20 protein-coding genes, 2 tRNA genes and 2 pseudogenes are annotated in these 21197 nt (G+C 65.0%); 6 read left to right on the top strand and 18 right to left on the bottom strand.

All coding sequences use genetic code 11. The annotated features are described in order from the left end of the window. Nucleotides 1–34: 34 nt before the first annotated feature. Nucleotides 35–1105: a quinone-dependent dihydroorotate dehydrogenase gene (locus AC27IO_RS07190; protein ID WP_498738119.1), complete on the top strand. Its 1071-nt coding sequence runs from the start codon at nt 35–37 to the stop codon at nt 1103–1105. Between the two features lie 90 nt (nt 1106–1195). Here the strand turns inward: AC27IO_RS07190 and AC27IO_RS07185 are convergent, their stop codons facing one another. From AC27IO_RS07185 to uvrB, 16 genes are all read right to left on the bottom strand, one after another. Continuing rightward, nucleotides 1196–1513, bottom strand: a complete 318-nt coding sequence (locus AC27IO_RS07185; RefSeq protein ID WP_498738117.1) for a hypothetical protein — start codon at nt 1511–1513, stop codon at nt 1196–1198. A 4-nt stretch (nt 1514–1517) separates the two neighbouring features. Further along, nucleotides 1518–1913 (bottom strand): phage holin family protein, encoded by a 396-nt coding sequence (locus AC27IO_RS07180; RefSeq protein WP_284404019.1) that lies wholly within the window; start codon nt 1911–1913, stop codon nt 1518–1520. Nucleotides 1914–1956: 43 nt separating this feature from the next. Beyond that, nucleotides 1957–2265: an ElaB/YgaM/YqjD family protein gene (locus AC27IO_RS07175; RefSeq protein ID WP_272553263.1), complete on the bottom strand. Its 309-nt coding sequence runs from the start codon at nt 2263–2265 to the stop codon at nt 1957–1959. 124 nt (nt 2266–2389) lie between these two features. After that, a complete protein-coding gene (locus AC27IO_RS07170; RefSeq protein WP_498738115.1) occupies nt 2390–3493 on the bottom strand; it encodes an NAD(P)/FAD-dependent oxidoreductase in 1104 nt (367 codons plus the stop codon). After that, entirely contained in the window at nt 3490–4545 is a 1056-nt protein-coding gene (locus AC27IO_RS07165; protein ID WP_498738132.1) for a histone deacetylase family protein, read from the bottom strand. The genes AC27IO_RS07170 and AC27IO_RS07165 overlap by 4 nt, the downstream gene beginning before the upstream one ends. Before the next feature lie 146 nt (nt 4546–4691). Continuing rightward, nucleotides 4692–4766, bottom strand: a tRNA-Val gene (locus tag AC27IO_RS07160). Nucleotides 4767–4810: 44 nt separating this feature from the next. After that, nucleotides 4811–4885, bottom strand: a tRNA-Val gene (locus AC27IO_RS07155). Nucleotides 4886–4910: 25 nt separating this feature from the next. Continuing rightward, nucleotides 4911–5639, bottom strand: a complete 729-nt coding sequence (gene dnaQ, locus AC27IO_RS07150; RefSeq protein ID WP_272569130.1) for a DNA polymerase III subunit epsilon — start codon at nt 5637–5639, stop codon at nt 4911–4913. Beyond that, a complete protein-coding gene (fdx, locus tag AC27IO_RS07145) occupies nt 5639–5977 on the bottom strand; it encodes an ISC system 2Fe-2S type ferredoxin (protein ID WP_272569129.1) in 339 nt (112 codons plus the stop codon). The genes dnaQ and fdx overlap by 1 nt, the downstream gene beginning before the upstream one ends. A gap of 16 nt (nt 5978–5993) precedes the next feature. Next, nucleotides 5994–7865, bottom strand: coding sequence for a Fe-S protein assembly chaperone HscA (hscA, locus tag AC27IO_RS07140; protein ID WP_498738112.1), 1872 nt, complete (start codon nt 7863–7865; stop codon nt 5994–5996). A gap of 77 nt (nt 7866–7942) precedes the next feature. Further along, on the bottom strand, nt 7943–8461 hold the full coding sequence (gene hscB / locus AC27IO_RS07135) for a Fe-S protein assembly co-chaperone HscB (protein WP_498738130.1): 519 nt from the start codon (nt 8459–8461) through the stop codon (nt 7943–7945). Nucleotides 8462–8528: 67 nt separating this feature from the next. Further along, the gene (iscA, locus tag AC27IO_RS07130; RefSeq protein ID WP_498738110.1) at nt 8529–8852 is read right to left on the bottom strand and encodes an iron-sulfur cluster assembly protein IscA; all 324 of its coding nucleotides are present in this window, start codon (nt 8850–8852) and stop codon (nt 8529–8531) included. 15 nt (nt 8853–8867) lie between these two features. Beyond that, entirely contained in the window at nt 8868–9266 is a 399-nt protein-coding gene (iscU, locus tag AC27IO_RS07125; protein ID WP_272553075.1) for a Fe-S cluster assembly scaffold IscU, read from the bottom strand. 34 nt (nt 9267–9300) lie between these two features. Further along, the gene (locus AC27IO_RS07120) at nt 9301–10521 is read right to left on the bottom strand and encodes an IscS subfamily cysteine desulfurase (RefSeq protein WP_284404008.1); all 1221 of its coding nucleotides are present in this window, start codon (nt 10519–10521) and stop codon (nt 9301–9303) included. Between the two features lie 86 nt (nt 10522–10607). Beyond that, nucleotides 10608–11144 (bottom strand): Fe-S cluster assembly transcriptional regulator IscR, encoded by a 537-nt coding sequence (gene iscR, locus AC27IO_RS07115; protein WP_092739258.1) that lies wholly within the window; start codon nt 11142–11144, stop codon nt 10608–10610. A 251-nt stretch (nt 11145–11395) separates the two neighbouring features. Continuing rightward, nucleotides 11396–13477, bottom strand: a complete 2082-nt coding sequence (gene uvrB / locus AC27IO_RS07110; protein WP_498738107.1) for an excinuclease ABC subunit UvrB — start codon at nt 13475–13477, stop codon at nt 11396–11398. A gap of 108 nt (nt 13478–13585) precedes the next feature. On the opposite strand from uvrB, the gene AC27IO_RS07105 reads away from it, so the two are divergent. After that, nucleotides 13586–14782: an amino acid aminotransferase gene (locus AC27IO_RS07105; RefSeq protein WP_498738105.1), complete on the top strand. Its 1197-nt coding sequence runs from the start codon at nt 13586–13588 to the stop codon at nt 14780–14782. 113 nt (nt 14783–14895) lie between these two features. On the opposite strand, the gene ygiD is transcribed toward AC27IO_RS07105, so the two are convergent. After that, complete coding sequence (gene ygiD, locus AC27IO_RS07100; protein ID WP_498738102.1) at nt 14896–15756, bottom strand: 4,5-DOPA-extradiol-dioxygenase; 861 nt, start codon at nt 15754–15756, stop codon at nt 14896–14898. A 218-nt stretch (nt 15757–15974) separates the two neighbouring features. On the opposite strand from ygiD, the gene AC27IO_RS07095 reads away from it, so the two are divergent. The 4 genes and pseudogenes from AC27IO_RS07095 to AC27IO_RS07080 form a co-directional block, all read left to right on the top strand. Next, on the top strand, nt 15975–16856 hold the full coding sequence (locus tag AC27IO_RS07095; protein ID WP_498738100.1) for a CoA transferase: 882 nt from the start codon (nt 15975–15977) through the stop codon (nt 16854–16856). 3 nt (nt 16857–16859) lie between these two features. Beyond that, nucleotides 16860–17639 carry a DUF1294 domain-containing protein gene (locus AC27IO_RS07090; RefSeq protein ID WP_498738098.1) on the top strand — a complete coding sequence of 260 codons (780 nt, stop codon included), beginning with the start codon at nt 16860–16862 and terminating at the stop codon, nt 17637–17639. Nucleotides 17640–17811: 172 nt separating this feature from the next. Beyond that, nucleotides 17812–18228, top strand: a complete 417-nt coding sequence (locus AC27IO_RS07085; RefSeq protein WP_272569117.1) for a hypothetical protein — start codon at nt 17812–17814, stop codon at nt 18226–18228. Nucleotides 18229–18426: 198 nt separating this feature from the next. Further along, nucleotides 18427–20844, top strand: a pseudogene (locus AC27IO_RS07080) (EAL domain-containing protein); the annotation flags it as partial. Nucleotides 20845–20942: 98 nt separating this feature from the next. Here AC27IO_RS07080 and AC27IO_RS07075 read toward each other — a convergent pair. Next, a pseudogene (locus AC27IO_RS07075) lies at nt 20943–21197 on the bottom strand (DUF3362 domain-containing protein); the annotation flags it as partial.

Here is a 21197-nt window from a genome sequence, read left to right as displayed (position 1 = left end):
GGGAAAATCGGGAGTAGTTCACCGAATTATCCCCATGTCCTTGATCCCATACGCCCTCGCCCGTCCTCTTCTTTTCGGCATGGATGCCGAAGCCGCCCACGACATGACCATGGACATGCTGTCGCGCGGCCAACGCACGCCCTTGCAATGGGCCTGGTGCAACGACACCGTGGACGACCCCGTGACGCTGGCCGGCCTGACCTTTCCCAACCGGGTCGGGTTGGCAGCGGGCCTCGACAAGAACGCCCGCTGCATCGACGCACTGGGAGCCATGGGCTTCGGTTTTGTCGAGGTTGGCACCGTCACGCCCAAGGGCCAGCCGGGCAACCCCAAGCCACGCATGTTCCGGCTGCCGCAGGCCAACGCGCTCATCAACCGCTTGGGGTTCAACAACGAAGGGCTCGACGCCTTCCTGCACAACGTGCAGCAGGCGCGTTTTCGCACCCAGGCGCGCAAACACCCCATGTTGCTGGGATTGAATATCGGGAAGAACGCCACCACGCCGATCGAGAATGCCACTGCGGACTACTTAACCTGCCTGGACGGCGTCTATCCCCACGCGGACTACGTCACGGTGAACATCAGTTCACCGAACACACAAAACCTTCGCGCCTTGCAGAGCGATGAGGCCCTGGATGCACTGCTGGGCGCCATCGCCGAGCGGCGAGAAGCCCTTGCCCAGCGCCATGCCAACGCACAGGGCGCTCCGCGCCGCGTACCGGTGTTCGTCAAGATCGCCCCCGATCTGGACGCGGCCCAGGTTGAGCTGATTGCGGCCACACTGCAGCGCCACGGGATGGATGGCGTCGTGGCCACCAACACCACGATCGCCCGCGATGCCGTCAAGGGAATGCAGCATGCCGAGGAAACTGGCGGGCTCAGCGGCGCGCCGGTGCTGGAAGCCAGCAATCGGGTGATCCGCCAATTGCGGCAGGCACTGGGGCCGCAATTTCCGATCATCGGCGTGGGCGGCATTCTGAGTGCGGAAGACGCGGTGAGCAAGATCAAGGCGGGCGCCGATGTGGTGCAGATCTACACCGGCCTCATCTACCAAGGCCCTTCGCTGGTTCCGCAGGCAGCCCGGGCGATCAAGGCCATGCGCTGAAGCCAATGCGTTGAAGCCAATGCAAAAAGGACCCAACAGGGTCCTTTCGAATGTTCCACGCAAGGCTTACGACTCGTGCGAGGCGCGGCCTCAACGCCGCATTTGCATGATCAGCGGCATGGCCAGACCTGCCCACCGAATCAGCCGCGCAGGCCCCGCCACTACTGCCAGTCCGGCCACCACGGCAACAGCGGCCGGGTGCGATCGCGCGAAGGCGAGCAGCCGGATGGTCATCGAAGTGTCTGAGTCAGCAGCTTGCCGTTGGTCTTGTGCGGCCTGCACCTGCATGGCCTGCGATCGAGCGGCGCGCCGTGCGCGCACGCGCTGACGTTGCATGGCGATGCGCTCTAAAACCTTTTGCTGGCGATCGCTCAAGGAAGCGGAGCCATCTTGCGATGTGGAAGTCATGGGTTCAGAGCCTTTCCTTGATATCGCGCCAATCCTGGGCCAGTTCTTGCCGCGTCAGCACGAAAGCGTTGCCCGCCTGCTTGGCCACCGAGATCAATCCGATCAAGGCACCGGCCCACAGCACCAGCCAGGTGCCCGCCACCAGCCAGCCCACCATCGTGCGCTGGGGTGAATCCCAAAATTGCACCAGCACGGCGAGTGACGCGAGCACCAGGGTGACGACCGTGAGACCGCCCACGGCAACCACCAGCATGACCATCAAGCCCAAGCGCCGCTTCTGTTCGGCCCATTCGAGCCTCACCAGATCCAGCCGGTCTTCCGCAGCAATGGCCCCTTCGATGACGGCAGCGCGCCATCGCGCAACCCAGCCGTCCAATCCCAGAAGTGCCAACCAATTCATGCGAGCCTCTCTTGAGCCATCAGGTCATTGTTTTTAATGGGAATTAGCGGCGAGCCAGCAGGAAGCCGACCAAGGCACCTGCTGCCAGGGCAGCGGTGGCCACACGCCAAGGTTCATCATGGGCGTATTGGTCAGCGGCGCGGGCGGCTTCCTTGGCTTGGTAGGCGGCATCCTGGGCAGCGCGCACAGCGGAGTCACGCACCGAGTGGATGCCATCGTCCAGGCGCTGGCGCAGTTGCTTGATTTCCGGAACGCTGTCCAGGTCCTTGCTGGACAAAAGGCCACGCAAGTCAGAAACCAGCTTTTCCAGTTCGTTTTGCGCGGAAGAAAGCGTGTTGGATGCAGAAGTCATGAAGAGCCTTTCATAGCATGGAATAAAGGTAATCCGCCCCATACAGCCGGGCTGTAGGCGGATGCCCCATCTTAGTCACACGCTTTACATACGGCCGTAGGCCATGGCCGCTTGGATGAGAAAGTCAGCGGGAGACTTGATCTGCGACATGCTCGCCCAACGCCAGCGCACTGGTAAGGCCTGGCGACTCGATGCCGAACAGCTGGATGAGCCCACCCATGCCATGCGTTTCAGGGCCTTGGATGCTAAAGTCCGCTGCGGGCTCGCCCGGCCCGTGGATCTTGGGCCGAATGCCTGCATAGCCAGGCACCAGAGCGCCATCCCGCAGGCCGGGCCAGTACCGGCGAACCTCCGCATAGAACGCCTCGCCGCGCGCAGGATCGATCGACAGGTCCTCAGCCGAGCCCACCCACTCCACGTCGGGACCGAACTTGGCTTGGTGTCCCATGTCCAGTGTCAGGTGCACGCCCAGGCCAGCCGCTTCGGGAACGGGGTAGATCAAGCGGGAAAACGGCGATGCGCCCGTCAGCGTGAAGTAACTGCCCTTTGCGTACCGGGCCGTTGGCACATGGCGCGGATCGAGCCCATGGAACCGCTTGGCCAGATCGGGCGCCTGCAGGCCTGCGGCATTCACCAGCGTGCGGGCACCCAAGCGCGTACCGTCGATCGCTTCCAAAACGATAGCATCACCCCCTAGTACTGCATGCGCCAGAGGCGAATTCAGTGCCACGATGCCACCCTGGTTCTCCAGATCGCCTTGGAGCGAGAGCATGAAGGCATGGCTGTCCACGATGCCGGTGCTGGGCGACAGCAATGCGGCCACGCATTCCAGCGCGGGCTCCAACGCCCGGGCCTGCTCCCGCGTCAGCCATTGCAGATCGGTGACGCCATTGGCATGCGCCTTTTGCTGGATGCTTTCCAGCGATGCCCGCTGCTCGTCCGACGTGGCAACGATCAGCTTGCCGCAGCGCCGGTGCGCGATGCCCCTTGCCTCGCAATACGCGTAGAGCATGTCGCGGCCCTGCACGCACAGCCGGGCCTTGAGCGATCCTGGGGGGTAGTAGATCCCCGCATGCACCACTTCGCTGTTGCGGGAGCTGGTTCCCGTGCCAATCGCATTGGCGGCTTCGAGCACCAGCACCTCGCGGCCCCGCAGGGCCAGGGCGCGCGCAACGGCCAGGCCCACCACCCCCGCGCCAACGACGACGCAATCCACCGACTCGGTCATGATGACTGCCTGCCTTGCGCTTCGAACCCATCGATCACGTTCACTGCGTTGAGACCCAGCTCTGCGGCGGCATAGCCGCCTTCCAGCACGAACACGGTCGGCAGGTTCAGTTGTGCCAGGCGCTGCCCGATCCGAGAAAAGTCCTGGGATGCCAAGGAGAAGCGCGAGATGGGATCCCCCTCGAACGTATCCAAGCCCAGGGACACCACCACCGCATGCGGCCCGTAAGCCAGGATGGCCACGCAGGCCTTTTCCAATGCGGCAAACCATGCGTCGAACCCGGTGCCGGCGGGCAGCGGAAGATTCAGGTTGAAGCCTGCTCCGGCGCCGTGGCCGGTCTCGTCCGCATGGCCCAGATAAAAAGGGTATTCAGTCATTGGGTCGCCATGGATGCTGATGAACAGCACATCCGAACGCTCGTAAAAAATGCTTTGGGTGCCATTGCCGTGGTGGTAGTCCACATCCAGCACCGCCACGCGAGGCATGCCGGAGTTGCGCAGCGTCTGGGCTGCGACGGCCGCATTGTTGAGGAAACAGTAGCCTCCCATGAAGTCCGGCCCCGCATGGTGGCCGGGCGGCCGCGTCACGCAAAACGATGCACCAGCGGCACCGCTGGCCACCGCGGACGCGGCACTGGCAGCCGCGTCCGCGCCCGCCTTGGCCGCGGCCCAGGTGCCTTCGGCCAGCGGAGTCCCGTTGTCCATGGAATACAGACCATAGCGCGCCGTGAAATTCGCGGGTTCGATGTCCGAGCGCAAGGTGCGAACCGGCCACACGGAGGGAAACGGCTGCACAGCGGCATTCGCCGGGTCTTGCGCCAGCCACTGCTGCCACGCGGTCTGCAGGAACGACAGATACCGCTCCGCATGAATTTGCTTCAACACGGCAGTGCTGTCGACATTGGGTGCCAGGAGCGCGTGGCCACACTCTTTCAGACGCTGCTCGACATAATCCTGGCGCGCCGGCTTCTCGAAGCACGGCACCCGTTCGCCGCGAAAGAACTCATGCACCGGGGCATGGGCGTTGTGCAGGGGATTGTGAAAGGTGAGCATCGTCTGGCGGCCTCGGGAATCGAAAACATCGATTGTGGCCGAACGCAGCGCGCCGAACGCGTTGGTGGCGGGCATCCGGCGAGGCCCCATCCATCGCGAAGCAGGCAACAAAAAACCCCTGCAGACAAAGCCTGCAGGGGTTGATGTGGTGGGTGATACATGGATCGAACATGTGACCCCTGCCGTGTGAAGGCAGTGCTCTACCGCTGAGCTAATCACCCGTTGAATCAGCCATGCACAACGCACTTCTGATTCAAAAAAACACTGGTGGGTGATACATGGATCGAACATGTGACCCCTGCCGTGTGAAGGCAGTGCTCTACCGCTGAGCTAATCACCCGTGTTGTCTTGCGACAAGCCCATGATTATTGCACAGCTTTTTCGACCGAAGACTCAATTCGCCAAATTGTTTTTCCACCACTGGCTTTGTCGATATGGGCCAGCGTCTCCTCGTGCAACGACAGTTCCTGTTCGCTGGCGGTGAGCACCTGCAAGACCAGCGCGCTCAGATCGATCGGCGCCACACGAATGCCGGATTTGGTGTCGCTCTCTTCGTCAGAGATCAGCAACGGGTCCTGCCCGCGCGTCAGGTTGATGTAGACGTCAGCCAGCAGTTCCGCATCCAGCAGCGCGCCGTGCAGCGTGCGGCCGGAATTGTCGACGCCCAGCCGGTCGCACAGGGCATCCAGCGAATTGCGCTTGCCAGGAAACATCTCCTTGGCCATCACCAGCGTGTCGGTCACGCTCTCGACGTACGTCTTGAAGCCCGGGCGGCCCGTCAGTTCCAGTTCCTTGTTGAGGAAGCCCACGTCGAAGGCCGCGTTGTGGATGATGATTTCCGCACCCTGCAGGTACTGCAGGATGTCGTCGGCCATCTCCGCAAACTTCGGCTTGTCCCGCAGGAATTCGTTGCTGATGCCGTGCACCTTGAGCGCGTCTTCATGGCTGTCGCGCCCTGGATTGAAATACAGGTGCAGGTTGTTGCCGGTGAGCTTGCGGTTCAGCAACTCCACGCATCCCAGTTCGATGATGCGGTCGCCGCCTTCGGCCGACAGACCAGTGGTTTCCGTGTCCAGAACGATCTGACGCGACATCAGTGGTTCTCCTTGGCGTGGTTGATGGTGTACTTGGGGATCTCCACCGTCACGTCGCTCTGGGCAAGAATCGCCTGGCAACTCAGACGCGACTGTGGCTCCAGGCCCCAGGCGCGGTCGAGCAGGTCCTCTTCTTCCTCTTCGGCCTCATTGAGGGACGCTCCCCCGGCACGCACGATCACATGGCAGGTCGTGCAGGCACAACTCATGTCGCAGGCATGCTCGATCTTGATGCCGTTGTCGAGCAAGGCTTCGCAGATCGAGGTACCGGAAGGCGCCGTGATATCGGCGCCCGCAGGGCAGTACTCTGGATGGGGCAGTATTTTGATGACGGGCATGGGACTGGATCGTCGTTTAAAGGGTTTGCACGTTCTTGCCGCCAAGGGCCTGCTGGATTCCGCGATTCATGCGGTGCGCCGCGAATGCCTCGGTCCCGTGAGCCAGGGCCTGGGTCGCCGCCTCGATCGCTGCCGCGTCGTCCAGTTCACGCGCCTGCTGCAAGGCCAGCATCAGTGCTTCAATGGTTTCGCGTTCGTCGCTTTCGAGCAGATCGGCATCGGCATCCAGCGCACTGCGGGTGGCCATCAACATGCGATCGGCATCCACCCGCGCTTCGACCAGCGACCGCGCCCGCATGTCCTGCGCGGCCGTTGCAAAGCCTTCCTGCAGCATGCGTGCAATGTGGTCGTCCGACAGGCCGTAGGAAGGCTTGACGTCGACGCGCGCTTCGATGCCACTGCCCTGCTCTTTCGCGCTCACGTTGAGCAGGCCATCGGCATCGACGGTGAACGTGACCCGGATCCTGGCCGCGCCTGCGGCCATCGGTGGAATGCCGCGCAGCTCGAACCGCGCCAAGCTCCGGCAATCCGCCACCAAGTCGCGTTCGCCTTGCACCACATGAATGGCCAGGGCGGTCTGGCCGTCCTTGTACGTGGTGAAGTCCTGCGCCTTGGCGGTGGGAATGGTTTCGTTGCGAGACACGATGCGCTCGACCAGTCCGCCCATGGTTTCGATGCCGAGCGACAAAGGAATCACGTCCAGCAGCAGCATGTCGCCCGATGGATTGTTGCCCGCCAACTGGTTGGCCTGAAGGGCGGCACCCAATGCAACGACCTCGTCCGGATTCAGGTTGTTCAGTGGTTCCGTTCCGAAGAACGCTTGCACTGCGCGCTGCACTTGCGGCATGCGCGTGGAGCCACCCACCATGACCACGCCTTGCACCTCTTCGGGAGACAACTGCGCATCGCGAAGGGTGCGGCGCGCCGCCGCAATTGAACGCTGGGTGAGTGGCGCCGTGGCCGCTTCCAGATCGGCCCGGTGCACGGCGACGTCAATGCTCGCGCCCGATACCTCGGCAACGAAGGCTGCAGTCTCGGCAGCGCTGAGCGCCTCTTTGCATGCGCGGGCGGCCAACCGAACGGCGGCCTTGTCTCGGGGGGTGGCAGCCACCAGGCCCTGCTGCTGAAGCACCCAGTCGGCCAGCGCCGCGTCGTAGTCGTCGCCACCCAGAGCGGAGTCGCCTCCCGTGGCGATCACTTCGAACACCCCCTGGGTCAGCCGCAGGATCGACACATCGAACGTACCCCCACCGAGGTCATACACCGCATAGACGCCTTCGCTGGCATTGTCGAGGCCGTACGCAATGGCGGCGGCAGTCGGCTCGTTGATGAGCCGCAGCAGATTCAAGCCCGCCAACCGCGCTGCGTCCTTGGTAGCTTGGCGCTGCGCATCATCGAAATAAGCCGGGACGGTGATGACCGCACCGAAAATCTCGTTGTCAAAGCTATCTTCGGCACGGAAGCGCAATGTCGCCAGGATCTCCGCGCTGACCTCCACCGCCGACTTGGCGCCGTCCACGGTTTTCAGAGAGACCATGCCACCGCCGCCTTCATCCTGCGCTTCGACAAAGTCGTAGGGGAGCTTTTCGGGATGGGCAATATCCTGCAGGCTGCGCCCCATGAACCGCTTGGCTGAGGCAATGGTATTGCCCGCGTCCTGCGCCTGGGCTGCCACCGCTTCGTAGCCGATCTGGCGACGGCCTTCTGCCAAGTAGCGAACGACAGACGGCAGCAACACACGACCCTGGTTGTCGGGGAGGCACTCGGCCACGCCGTTGCGCACAGCCGCCACCAGGGAATGGGTGGTGCCCAAATCGATGCCCACGGCAATGCGCCGCTGGTGCGGATCGGGGGATTGGCCGGGTTCTGAAATCTGCAAAAGCGCCATGGGGTCTTTTTCTAGGTGGGAGGTGGCATGCACTGGCTGCCGCATCCATTCGATCGATCAATCAATAAAGGCAGGCGCTATTGTCCCAGTGCGTCTCTGCGGCGGTCGATATCGTCGGCAAATCGCGCAATGAACATGAGGGCTCTGACTTCGTTCGCGGCGGCAGCGTAGTCGCGCTGCCCATCCAAAAGCTGTTCGCACCGCTGCAGGGCCGTAGCGCGCGCGTCTCGAACGGCTTGCTCCAGCGCATCGAACGAAGAAGGATCCGCCGCGTCGTCGAGCGCCTCGCGCCATTCCATCTGCTGCATCAGAAAATCAGTGGGCATGGCCGTGTTGTCTTCGGCCCGGATCGACGCGCCGCCCAGTTCGCACAAATAGGCCGCGCGCTTGAGGGGGTCCTTGATGCGTTGGTATGCCTCGTTGATGCGCACCGACCATTGCATTGCCAGGCGTTGCGCCGAGGGGCCATGCATGGCAAATCGATCAGGATGGGCTTCGCGCTGCAACTCTTTCCAACGGGCATCCAGGGCCGGGCGATCCTGCGCGAATTGGCGTGGCACGCCGAAGAGTTCGAAGTCGTCGGATTGAAAGTTCATGTCAAGAAAAAAAACCGCCAGCACGGAACGCGTTGGCGGTTCACTGCAACCAGCGTGGATCGAAAGGTCAAACCCGGAAGCTCTCTCCGCAGCCACACCGGTCGCGCTCGTTGGGATTGTTGAATTTGAAGCCTTCGTTCAACCCCTCGCGCACGAAATCCAACTGGGTGCCATCGATGTAGGCCAGGCTCTTGGGATCGATGAGCACCTTCACGCCATGGTCTTCGAACACCATGTCTTCCGGGCCCTGCTCGTCCACATATTCCAGCTTGTAAGCCAAGCCGGAGCAACCCGTCGTCTTCACGCCCAGCCGAACCCCGAAGCCCTTGCCGCGACGGGAGAGATAGCGGCTCACATGTCGGGCCGCAGCTTCGGTCAATGTGATCGCCATGTCACCTCGCCCTGTTCAGGCAGCGGCCATAGCGGTGTGCTTGGCCTTGTAGTCTTGCACGGCCGCCTTGATCGCGTCTTCCGCCAGGATGGAGCAATGGATCTTGACCGGAGGCAAGGCCAGTTCCTGCGCAATTTCCGCGTTCTTGAGGGCAGCCGCCTCATCCAGCGTCTTGCCTTTCACCCATTCCGTGACCAGGGACGATGATGCAATCGCCGAACCGCAGCCATACGTCTTGAAGCGGGCATCTTCGATCACACCGGTTTCGGGGTTGACCTTGATCTGCAGCTTCATCACGTCGCCGCACGCCGGTGCGCCCACCATGCCGGTGCCCACCGAATCGTCGCCCTTGTCGAACGAGCCCACATTGCGGGGGTTCTCGTAATGGTCGATCACTTTGTCTGAATAAGCCATGATGTTTACCTCTTGAATCTGCTGACCAACGCCATCAATGGGCGGCCCACTGGATGGCGCTGATGTCAACGCCGTCCTTGTACATTTCCCACAAAGGGCTCAACTCGCGCAGCTTGGCCACGTTGTGTCGGATGGTGGATACCGCGTAGTCGATCTCTTCTTCTGTGGTGAAGCGGCCGATCGTCATGCGCAGGCTGCTGTGTGCCAGTTCGTCGCTGCGGCCCAGAGCGCGCAGTACGTAGCTGGGTTCCAGGCTGGCGGAAGTGCAGGCAGAGCCCGACGACACGGCCAGGCCCTTGATGCCCATGATCAGCGACTCGCCTTCGACGTAGTTGAAGCTGATGTTCAGGTTGTGCGGCACACGGCGCTCCATGTCGCCATTCACGAACACCTGCTCGATGTCGTGCAAACCATCGAGCAGGCGCTTTTGCAGTGCCTTGGCTTTTGCCAGATCCTGCGCCATCTCTTCGCGGGCGATGCGGAAAGCCTCGCCCATGCCCACGATCTGATGGGTCGGCAATGTGCCGGAACGCATCCCGCGCTCATGCCCACCGCCATGCATCTGCGCCTCCAGCCGCACGCGGGGCTTGCGCCGCACATACAGCGCGCCAATGCCCTTGGGGCCATATGTCTTGTGGGAGGCCAGGCTCATCAGATCGACAGGCAGCGTCGAAAGATCGATGTCCACCTTGCCCGTGGCTTGCGCAGCATCCACGTGGAAGATGATGCCCTTTTCACGGCACAGGGCACCGATCGCCGGCAGGTCCTGGATCACCCCGATTTCGTTGTTCACGAACATGACGCTCAACAGGATGGTGTCTGGGCGAATGGCCGCCTTGAGCACCTCGAAATCGAGCAGGCCGTTTTCCTGCACGTCCAGGTAGGTGACTTCGAAGCCTTGGCGCTCCATCTCGCGCATGGTGTCCAGCACGGCCTTGTGCTCGGTCTTCACCGTGATCAGGTGCTTGCCCTTGCCTTTGTAGAACTGCCCTGCACCCTTGATGGCCAGGTTGTTGGACTCCGTGGCTCCGCTCGTCCAGACGATCTCACGCGGATCCGCGTTGATCAGGCGAGCAACTTCCACACGGGCTTTTTCAACGGCTTCTTCCGCCTCCCAACCCCAGGCGTGGCTCCGTGAAGCCGGGTTGCCGAAATGCTCGCGCAACCATGGAATCATGGCATCCACGACCCTCGGGTCCACTGGCGTGGTGGCACCGTAGTCGAGATAGATGGGAAAGTGGGGGGTCATGTCCATGGCTGGCTCAGTAAGGGGTCTGGCTGGCGAGAGTCAGAAGTCAAAATCCGGCGTATGCGACTGCCCGGCCAAAGCCGGGCATCCACTCACGACTTGGCGAACACGTTGCCCAACGCGAAAACCGAGTTGGGCGCATTGACGCGAATCGGCTTCACGACCGGAGTGGTCGAGATGGCACGGCGCACAACGGGCTTGTCTTCGATCTGAACGCCCTTGGCCAATTGGTCGTCCACCAGCTTCTGAAGCGTGACCGAGTCCAGAAACTCGACCATGCGCTGGTTGAGCGACGCCCACAGTTCATGCGTCATGCAACGGCCGGCTTCGCCCAGGCAATTTTCCTTGCCACCGCACTGGGTGGCATCAATGGGCTCATCCACCGAGACGATGATGTCCGCCACGGTGATGTCCGCCGCCTTGCGGGCCAGCGTGTAGCCGCCGCCGGGGCCACGGGTGGATTCGACCAATTCATGCCGGCGCAACTTGCCGAAAAGCTGCTCCAGGTAGGAGAGTGAAATTTGTTGCCGCTGGCTGATTGCCGCCAAAGTGACGGGGCCATTGTTCTGGCGCAGGGCCAGATCGATCATGGCAGTGACCGCAAAACGGCCTTTGGTAGTGAGACGCATCGCAAGCTCCTTGTCGTCAGGCTTGTCCGTTATAGAAACGCCCCGAGGCAACATGATTGCCGCCTGAGGCACCGTCTCCGCCCCTAACTCCGTGCACCTCTCGCCTGAAAGCGAAGAGACTTTGGGAGCCCTTCATCGTTGGGCTGTTTTGTTGAGTGTTTCACCCAAGTATAGCACAAATCCCTATTGTTTTTGTCGGGTAACAAAACCCATCAGTCACCTTTCCTCCCCAACCGTCGCCAACTTGGCCGTTACAGCGCCACTTGGTCGCCCCCGGAGGCCCCGAACGCCTGCGATTTCAATTGGCCCAACTGGTCCCGCACACGGGCGGCCTGTTCGAACTCCAGGTTGCGGGCATGCTCCAGCATGAGCTTTTCCAGCCGCTTGATTTCCCGGGCCACATCCTTTTCGGACATGTCTTCCACCTGGGCACGGCGCATCGATTCCTGCTCCAGCCGTTCGGCGTCCTTGCCAGCCTTCTCGCTGTACACCCCATCGATCAGGTCTCTCACCTGCTTGACGATGCTGCGGGGCGTGATTCCCTTTTCCTCGTTGTGTGCGATCTGCTTGATGCGCCGGCGTTCCGTTTCGCCGATGGCTTTTTTCATGGACTCGGTCACCCGATCGGCGTACAGGATGGCCTTGCCGTTCAGATTGCGCGCGGCGCGGCCGATCGTCTGGATCAGGCTGCGCTCGGCCCGCAGGAAGCCTTCCTTGTCGGCGTCGAGGATCGCCACCAGCGAGACCTCGGGAATGTCGAGCCCCTCGCGCAGCAGGTTGATCCCCACCAGCACGTCAAAGGCGCCCAATCGCAGGTCGCGGATGATTTCCACGCGCTCGACCGTGTCGATGTCCGAGTGCAGGTAGCGCACCTTCACGCCGTTGTCGCTCAGGTAGTCGGTCAACTGCTCGGCCATCCGCTTGGTCAGCGTGGTGATGAGCACGCGCTCGGCCTTGTCCACGCGGATGCGGATCTCCTGCAGCACGTCGTCCACCTGATGGATGGCGGGGCGCACTTCGACCTCGGGATCGATCAGCCCGGTGGGGCGTACCACCTGGTCCACCACCTGGCCGGAATGGGTCTTTTCGTAATCGGCCGGCGTGGCGGACACGAAGATCACCTGGCGCATGCGCGTCTCGAATTCCTCGAACTTGAGCGGGCGGTTGTCCAGTGCGGACGGCAGCCGGAAGCCGTACTCGACCAGCGTGGTCTTGCGCGAGCGGTCTCCGCTGTACATGGCGTTGAGCTGGCCGATCATCTGGTGGCTCTCGTCCAGGAACATGAGCGCATCGCTGGGCAGGTAGTCCGTGAGGGTGCTGGGCGGATCGCCCGGCGCAGCGCCCGACAGGTGGCGGGTGTAGTTCTCGATGCCCTTGCAGTGCCCCACTTCGCTGAGCATTTCCAGGTCGAACCGGGTGCGCTGCTCCAGGCGCTGCGCTTCCACCAGCTTGCCTTCGGACACGAACTGCCCCAGGCGCTCGGCCAGTTCGAGCTTGATGGTCTCCACCGCCGTCAGCACCTTGTCGCGCGGGGTCACGTAATGGCTGCTCGGGTACACCGTGAAGCGCGGGATCTTCTGCTTGACGCGGCCGGTGAGCGGGTCGAACAGCTGCAGGCTTTCGATCTCGTCGTCGAACAACTCGATGCGGATCGCCAGCTCGGAGTGCTCGGCCGGAAACACGTCGATGGTGTCGCCGCGCACGCGGAACTTGCCGCGGCTGAAGTCCTGCTCGTTGCGCTGGTACTGCATGCGGATCAACTGCCCGATCACGTCGCGCTGGCTGAGCTTGTCGCCCACGCGCAGTGTCATCACCATGCGGTGGTAGCTTTCGGGCTCGCCGATGCCGTAGATCGCCGACACGGTGGCGACGATCACCACATCGCGCCGCTCCATCAGGCTCTTGGTGCACGACAGGCGCATCTGCTCGATGTGCTCGTTGATCGCGGAATCCTTCTCGATGAAGAGATCGCGCTGCGGCACATAGGCTTCGGGCTGGTAATAGTCGTAATAGCTCACGAAATATTCCACGGCGTTCTTCGGGAAGAACTCGCGGAACTCGCTGTAGAGCTGGGCGGCCAGGGTCTTGTTGGGCGCGAACACGATGGCCGGACGCCCCATCCGCGCGATCACGTTGGCCATGGTGAACGTCTTGCCGGAGCCGGTCACCCCCAGCAGGGTCTGGAAGACCTCGCCGTCCCTCACCCCTTCCACGAGCTTTTCGATGGCCTCGGGCTGGTCGCCCGCGGGGGGATAGGGCTGGTACAGCTCGAACGGCGAGTCCGCGAAGCTGACGAACTGGCCGGTCACGGGTTCGGTGATGACTGGGTGCATGGTGTGGGGGCGACTCGCTTGCATGGGCCGCTAAAATCGGCGGTTGACCCGAAAGCCTATCGCAGCTTGGGGCGCAACGTCAGTTTTCCAACCTCCAAGGACTATTCAATGTCTCTGTTCACCGCCGTCGAAATGGCCCCCCGCGACCCGATCCTGGGTCTGAATGAGCAATACAACGCGGACACCAACCCCCACAAGGTCAATCTGGGCGTGGGTGTGTATTTCGACGACAACGGCAAGCTGCCCCTGCTGCAATGTGTCCAGGCCGCCGAAAAGTCCATGATGGAAAAGCCCGCCGCCCGCGGCTACCTGCCCATCGACGGCATCGTGGCCTATGACAATGCGGTCAAGGCCCTGGTGTTCGGCGCGGACAGCGAGCCCGTCACCTCCGGCCGCGTGGCCACGGTGCAGGCCATCGGCGGCACGGGCGGCCTCAAGATCGGCGCCGACTTCCTGAAGAAGGTCAGCCCCGATGCGAAGGTGCTGATTTCCGACCCCAGCTGGGAAAACCACCGCGCGCTGTTCACCAACGCCGGCTTCACGGTCGATACCTACGCCTACTACGACGCGGCCAAGCGCGGCGTCAACTTCGACGGCATGCTCGCCAGCCTGAACGCGGCCGCGGCGGGCACCATCGTCGTGCTGCATGCCTGCTGCCACAACCCCACCGGCTACGACATCACGCCCGAGCAGTGGGACCAGGTGATCGCGGTGGTCAAGGCCAAGGGCCTGACGCCCTTCCTGGACATGGCCTACCAGGGCTTCGGCCACGGCATCGCCGAAGACGGTGCGGTGATCGGCAAGTTCGTCGCCGCCGGCCTGAATTTCTTCGTGTCCACCTCGTTCAGCAAGAGCTTCAGCCTGTACGGCGAGCGCGTGGGCGGCCTGTCGGTGCTGTGCGCCGACAAGGAAGAAGCCGGCCGCGTGCTGAGCCAGCTCAAGATCGCCATCCGCACCAACTACTCCAACCCGCCCATCCACGGTGGCGCGGTGGTGGCGGCCGTGCTGGGTAACCCCGAGCTGCGCGCGCTGTGGGAAAAGGAACTGGGCGAGATGCGCGTGCGCATCAAGGCCATGCGCCAGAAGCTCGTGGACGGCCTGAAGGCGGCCGGCGTGAAGCAGGACATGTCGTTCATCACGCAGCAGATCGGCATGTTCAGCTACTCCGGCCTGTCCAAGGACCAGATGGTGCGACTGCGCAGCGAGTTCGGCGTGTACGGCACCGACACCGGCCGCATGTGCGTGGCCGCGCTCAACAGCAAGAACATCGACTACGTCTGCCAGTCGATCGCCAAGGTGGTGTGACCCCCTGCCCCGGCCGCCAATAAAAAACCGCCTTCGGGCGGTTTTTTATTAAGGGTGTTTCAGGCCACCAGCACAATATCTCCTAGGGCATATCGCTATAAATAATATAGCAATCAACCCCACAGTACCGACCGCATCGAGATCGAGGCCGACTGGTAGCCCGTGTTGAAGAAGCGCGGCATTTCGCGCGCATCGGCCGCGGCGGCGGCATACAGGAGCGGCAGGTAGTGCTCGTGGCTGGGGTGGGCCTGCTGCGCGACCGGGCCCAGCCGCTGAAAGTGCTGCAGCGCATCCAGCTCGCCCTGCTTGATCTGGTTCTGCACCACGGTGTCGAACTCCACCGCCCAGTCGTATGCCTCGGTGGGCGCCGTGCCCCGCCGGGTGACGCGCAGGTTGTGCACGATGTTGCCACTGCCCACGATGAGCACGCCGCGCTCGCGCAGTCTGCGCAGTTGCCGGCCCAGCGCATAGTGCTCAGCCGGCGGGCGGCCGTAGTCCATGCTGAGCTGCAGCACGGGGATGTCCGCCGCCGGGTACATGGGCTTGAGCACCGACCAGGTGCCATGGTCCAGGCCCCACTCGCCCGCATCCACCCCCAGCGGCTGGCCCGTGGCCGGCGACCGCAACTCGCCCGCCAGGCCCGCGGCGACCGCCGGTGCGCCCGGCGCGGGGTACTGCTGGTCGAACAGCGCCTGCGGAAACCCGCCGAAATCGTGAATGGTGCGCGGAGCGGCCATGCCCGTCAGCTGCCACCCGCCCCGGGTGAGCCAGTGCGCCGAGATGCACAGGATCAACTGCGGCGGCGTGCCGCGCGTCCGCAACTCGGTGCCCATGGCCTGCCAGGCGCGGCGCCAGGCGTTGTCCTCGATGGCGTTCATCGGACTGCCGTGGCCCACGAACAGCACCGGCATGCGCGGCGAGGGCTTGAGCCGCTCCAGGGCGTTGGCCGTGGCAGCGCTGGACAAGGGCGACATGAGGAAAGCTCCTGGAAGGGTGGCGAAGCCGGCCAGGACGGCCACGGACGTTCTGCGTTGCATGCGAAAGGGACGATGGAATGGGATTTTGTATAACCGCGGGGACGGAGCGGCACGGTGGGCCGAAGTTCCGGCCGGTTCGCCACGTTCCACGGCCGGCCCGAGCCATGCATTGTTCCACCCCGCTCCACGCTTTCCATTCACCTCGCCTTCCGCCCATGACTGCACCTTCCCTGCTGCCCCTGCGTGGCGTCCGGCTCCTGAGCCTGGCGCTGAACCTGCCCGGCCCCGCCGCCCTGCTGCGCTGCCAGCGCCTGGGCGCCGAATGCACGAAGCTGGAGCCGCCACCGCCCGACGGCCATTCCAGCGCGGACCCGATGGCGATGTACAGCCCGCCCGCCTACGCGGCGATGCATGCCCAGGTCCGCGTGGTGCACGCCCACCTCAAGACGGATGCGGGCCAGGCCGTGCTGCAGGCGGAACTGGCGCGCACCGATGTGCTCATCACCTCGTTTCGGCCGTCGGCGCTGGCCAAGCTCGGGCTGGGCTGGGACGCGCTGCACGCGCGCTACCCCCGGCTGTCGATAGTGCGCATCGTGGGCGCGCCGGGCAGCCGCGCGGAAGAGCCGGGGCACGATCTCACCTATCTCGCCGATGCAGGGCTGGTCACCGGCACCACGTTGCCGCCCACGCTGTATGCCGACATGGGCGGCGCCCTCATGGCCAGCGAGGCCGTGCTGCAGGTGCAGTTGGCGCGCGCCGCGTCCGGCCAGGGCACGTGCATCGACGTGGCCCTGTCGGACGCCGCCGAGTGGCTGGCCCAGCCGCGCGACTGGGGCCTGACCCTGCCGGATGGCGATGTGGGCGGCGCGCATGCGGGCTACCGCGTCTATGCCTGCGTCGACGGGCGGGTGGCGGTGGCGGCCCTGGAGCCGCATTTCTTCGCGCGCCTGGCCCGGGCGGCAGGGTTGCCGCCAGAGGCCGATCCCCGGGCGCCCGGCACCCATGCCGCGATCGCAGCGTTCTTGCAGGGGCAGACGCGCGCCACGCTCGACGGGCTGGCCACGGGAGAGGACATCCCCCTACACACGCTGGACTGAGCGATGCAAAAGCAAGGCACGGTGCTGCGCTGGGACGCCACGCGCGGATTCGGCTTTCTGCGCAGCGGCGATACGGGCGTGGATGTGTTCTTTCATGTGCGGGACCTGCAGGGCCTGTCGGAGCCGCGGCCCGGCCTGGCCGTGGTGTACGAGGAAATCCACGTGGGCGGAAAAGGGCCGCGGGCGATGGCCGTGCGGGCCGCCCACGGGCCGTTTCAGGCGGGTGGAGGTCCTCAGCTGGTGGCGCGACGCGGGCCGCGCCCCCCGTCCCCGGCATCGGCCCCGCCAGCCCGGACTGATCCTGGCCGCGCACCGCCCCGGCAAACGCACCAGCGTGGACCTGCCGGAGGCGCCCAGGCACGCGCCGCTGCGTCGCCACCGGCCCGGCGGCGCCCTCCTTCGCGCGATGCCCGCTCCGCGAACCATGGCGTGGCCTATGCGTGGATGGTCGCGTGGCTGGCGCTGGTGGCCTGGGGCGTCTGGACGCAGCGAATCTCCATGGGATGGCTGGCGGCCCTGGTGGCCGTCAACGTGGTGACCTTCGCCGTGTATGCCAGCGACAAGGACGCCGCACGCAGCGGGGGATGGCGCACCAGCGAGCAGCGGCTGCATCTGCTCGCCGTGCTGGGCGGCTGGCCGGCCGCGTGGTGGGCACAGCAGTGGCTGCGGCACAAGTCGAGCAAGGCATCGTTCCGCGCGGTCTACTGGCTCACCGTGGCCGTGCACTGCGCCGCGCTGGCCGCGGTGCTGGCCCATCAGTCGGGCATATTGCTACGTTTTTAGTAGCGGCATGCCGGCGATTTCATTGCGCTGCAGGCCGTTTCGATGCCGGATCCGCGCCAGCCCGGCAACGCCCGACTGGGACGCGTCCCACACGGCGGCCTTGCCCCGCCCTACAGCGCCGGCGTCCGGGCCCGGGCCCAATGGCCGCTGAATCCACAGCGAGAGGAACCCCATGAAGCCCTTTGTCCTCGACCCGGACATGACGTCCTCGGCCGGCACCTTCTACCCCACCGGCCATGTCTTCGCCCTCTTTCCCGACGAGGCCCACGCCCGCGATGCCGCCGAAGCCCTCGGGGCCGATGGCGAACGCACCGACATCTCCCACGCCACGCCGGACGCCATCCTGCAGCATGTGGTGCGCACGCTGGGCAATGCCGACACCCCCCTGCCCTCGGTGGGCGCGGAAGGCACCATCGTTCGCCGCATCTCCGACCTGGCCGCGGCCGGGCACCATGGCCTGCTGGTCAAGGTGGGCGACGACGACGATGCGGAAACCCTGCAGGCCGCGCTGGAGCCGCACGGCGCGCAAGCCGCCTTCTATTACCGCCGGCTCATCATCGAGGACCTGATCCCGCAGCCCGTGCCCTGACCGGGCGAGCAGCATGCACCGGACTGACCGGCAAGGCACCTTGGACTTTGGCGCCCCTGCCGATATAGTTCGCCATGGCCTGCCTCACTGCGTCGTCTGCCGGATGCGCCCCTCTCACGATGGGGGCGCCGGGCATGGCCTTCCCGCAGGGCTGGCGCCGCCCGCCACCGAACATCGGCATTCCTTCCTGGTGACTGCATGGACACGCCGACTCCCCTGCAAGGAAACCGTCGGCGCCCGTGGACGTCCGGCCTCACCGGGCCCTTCATTGCGATCCTGATCCTGCAGGCCGTCGTGGCCTCCGCCAGCCTGTACGTGCTGTCCACCGTGCGCGCGTTCGTCGCAGGCGAGAGCCAGTGGACCAAGGGCCAGAAGGACGCCATCCACCACCTGGGCCAATACGTCGCCACGGGCGAGGGGCGCTTGTACGAGCAGTTCCAGCAGGCCTTGCAGATTCCCCTGGCCGACCGGGAGGCACGGTTGCTCATCGAGGCCCCCGAGCCCGATCTGGCCGGCGCCCGCGACGCGTTCCTGCGCGGCGGCAACCACCCGAGCGACGTGACGGGGCTGATCTGGATGCTCCACCTGTTCCGGGACCACGACATCCTGCGCGAGCCCATCCGGCACTGGATGCTGGGCGACGAATACCTGCAGCGGCTGGACGCCCTGTCGCGCGAGATCCGTGCCGGCTATGTGGCCGGGGGCGTGACGCCTGACATGGTGCAGCGCTGGCAGCGTCAGGTCGATGAGATCGACGTCGGCGTCACGCCGGCCGCCACCGACTTCAGCGCGGCGATGGGCGACAGCTCACGGCGCATCATGGGGTGGCTCCTGTGGCTGAACGTGGCCACGGTGCTGGCGCTGATCGCCCTGACCCTGGCGCACACCCGCCAGTTGATGGGGCAACGCCGCCAGGTCGAGGCCACGCTGGAGGCCGAGCGCGAACAGGCGCATACCACCCTGGCGGCCATCGGCGACGGCATCGTCACCACCGATCTGCACGGCAACGTGCGCTACATGAACCCCGCCGCGGAAAGCCTGCTGGCCCGCGCCGGCCAGGACAGCCTTGGGATGCCGCTGGCGCAACTGCTGCACACGGGCCCCCCAGACGGCGCCAAGGCCACCGGCAGCGCCGAGCCACCCGCCACCCACGGCAGCAGCATCACCCAACTGCTCGAGCGCGCGCTGCACGGCACCGTCGGGCTGCACGACGAACACCCGCACCGCATCGTGCGGCCGGACGGCAGCACGGTGCCCGTCACTTTGGTGGGATCGCCGCTGATGAACCAGGGCCATTTGGCCGGCGCCGTGCTGGTGCTGCACGACGTGACGCGCGAGCAGCAGTATCTGGAGCAGCTTGCGTGGCAGGCCAGCCACGACACGCTCACCGGCCTGGCGAACCGGCGCGAGTTCGAGCGGCGCCTGGGCCAGATGCTGGCGCGGCCGCGGTCCTCCGAGGTGGCGGGCGCGCTGCTGTACATCGATCTGGACCAGTTCAAGGTGATCAATGACACCTGCGGCCACCCCGCGGGCGACGAGATGCTGCGCGAGGTCTGCCGCATGCTGCAGCGCGGCCTGCGAGAGGGCGACACGCTGGCGCGGCTGGGCGGGGATGAGTTCGGTGTGCTGCTGCACGATTGCCCCCAGGAGGTGGCCGAGCGGATCGCCGAGCAGATCCGCCACCATGCGCAGGAGCTGCGGTTGCCCTGGGGTGCCCGCACCCTGCGCACGGGCCTGAGCATCGGTCTGGTGCACCTGACGGCCGACCTCACCAGCCTGCAGGAGGTGCTGCGCGTGGCCGACATGGCCTGCTACGGCGCCAAGGAGCGCGGGCGCAACACGGTCTATGTCTACCAGCCACAGGACGCGGCCATGTCGCGCCACCTGGACGACATGCACTGGGTGCAGCGCATTCGCCAGGCGCTGGAGCAGGACCGCTTCCAGCTCTACATGCAGGAGATCGCCCCGCTGCGGGCGCCGAACGACGGCGGCATTCATGTGGAGGTGCTGCTGCGCCTGCAGGGGGACGGCGGCCAGGCGATCTTCCCTGGCGAATTCGTGCCAGCCGCAGAGCGCTTCGGCCTCGCACAGGCCCTGGACCGGTGGGTGGTCGAGCACACCTTTGCCGCACTGGCCGAGCGCCGCCGGCAGCAGCCGCAGGAGCGGCCCATCACGCTGTGCGCCATCAACCTGTCCGGCACCAGCGTGGGCGACGAGAGCCTGCTGGAGTACCTGCGCGACCAGATGGCCCGCTACGGCGTGCAGGCCAACCAGCTGTGCTTCGAGGTGACCGAGACCGCGGCCATCGCCCACCTGCCCAACGCGATCCGCCTGATCCGCGAGCTCAAGCAGCAGGGCTGCCATTTCGCGCTGGACGACTTTGGCGCGGGCATGTCTTCGTTCACCTACCTGCGGCATCTGCCGGTGGACTATCTCAAGATCGACGGCGCCCTGGTGCGCGACATGCTGGAGGACCCGGCCAACCGGGCGATGGTGGAGATGGTCAACCACATCGGCCACGTGATGGGCAAGCAAACGATCGCCGAGTTCGCCGAGACGCCGGCCATCGTGGAGGCGCTGCGCGCCATGGGCGTGGACCATGCACAGGGCCATGCCATCAGCCGCCCGGAACCGATGCCCCGGGCCGCCGTCCAGAGCACCGCCCCGGCGGGCGGGCCGGGCGCGGCGGCGCCGGAGGGCTCAGCGCCCCTTGCGGAACGTTTTACCGGAAGAGGTCCGCCGGCGGGCTTGCCGGCTAGGCCGGCGCGGGGCGGTAGGCCGGTGGTGCTGGGTCAGCATGCGGCCGGCCACGGGCTGCTGCGCGGCCTTGTTGAACGCCACGCCCTTGGCCGGCGGCGCCTTGCGTTGTGGCGCCACCGGGGCCACGGTGCTGTTCTTCGGCGCGCGCTCTGGTAGCTGCCGTCCGTCATCGGCTGGAAGGTCGGGATCAGGTGTGCTTGCCGTTGCGA

It is taken from the genome of Acidovorax sp. KNOB132 (assembly GCF_057541515.1).
The sequence above is the reverse complement of the archived record's forward strand: the minus strand, read 5'-3'. Positions and strand labels throughout refer to the sequence as shown.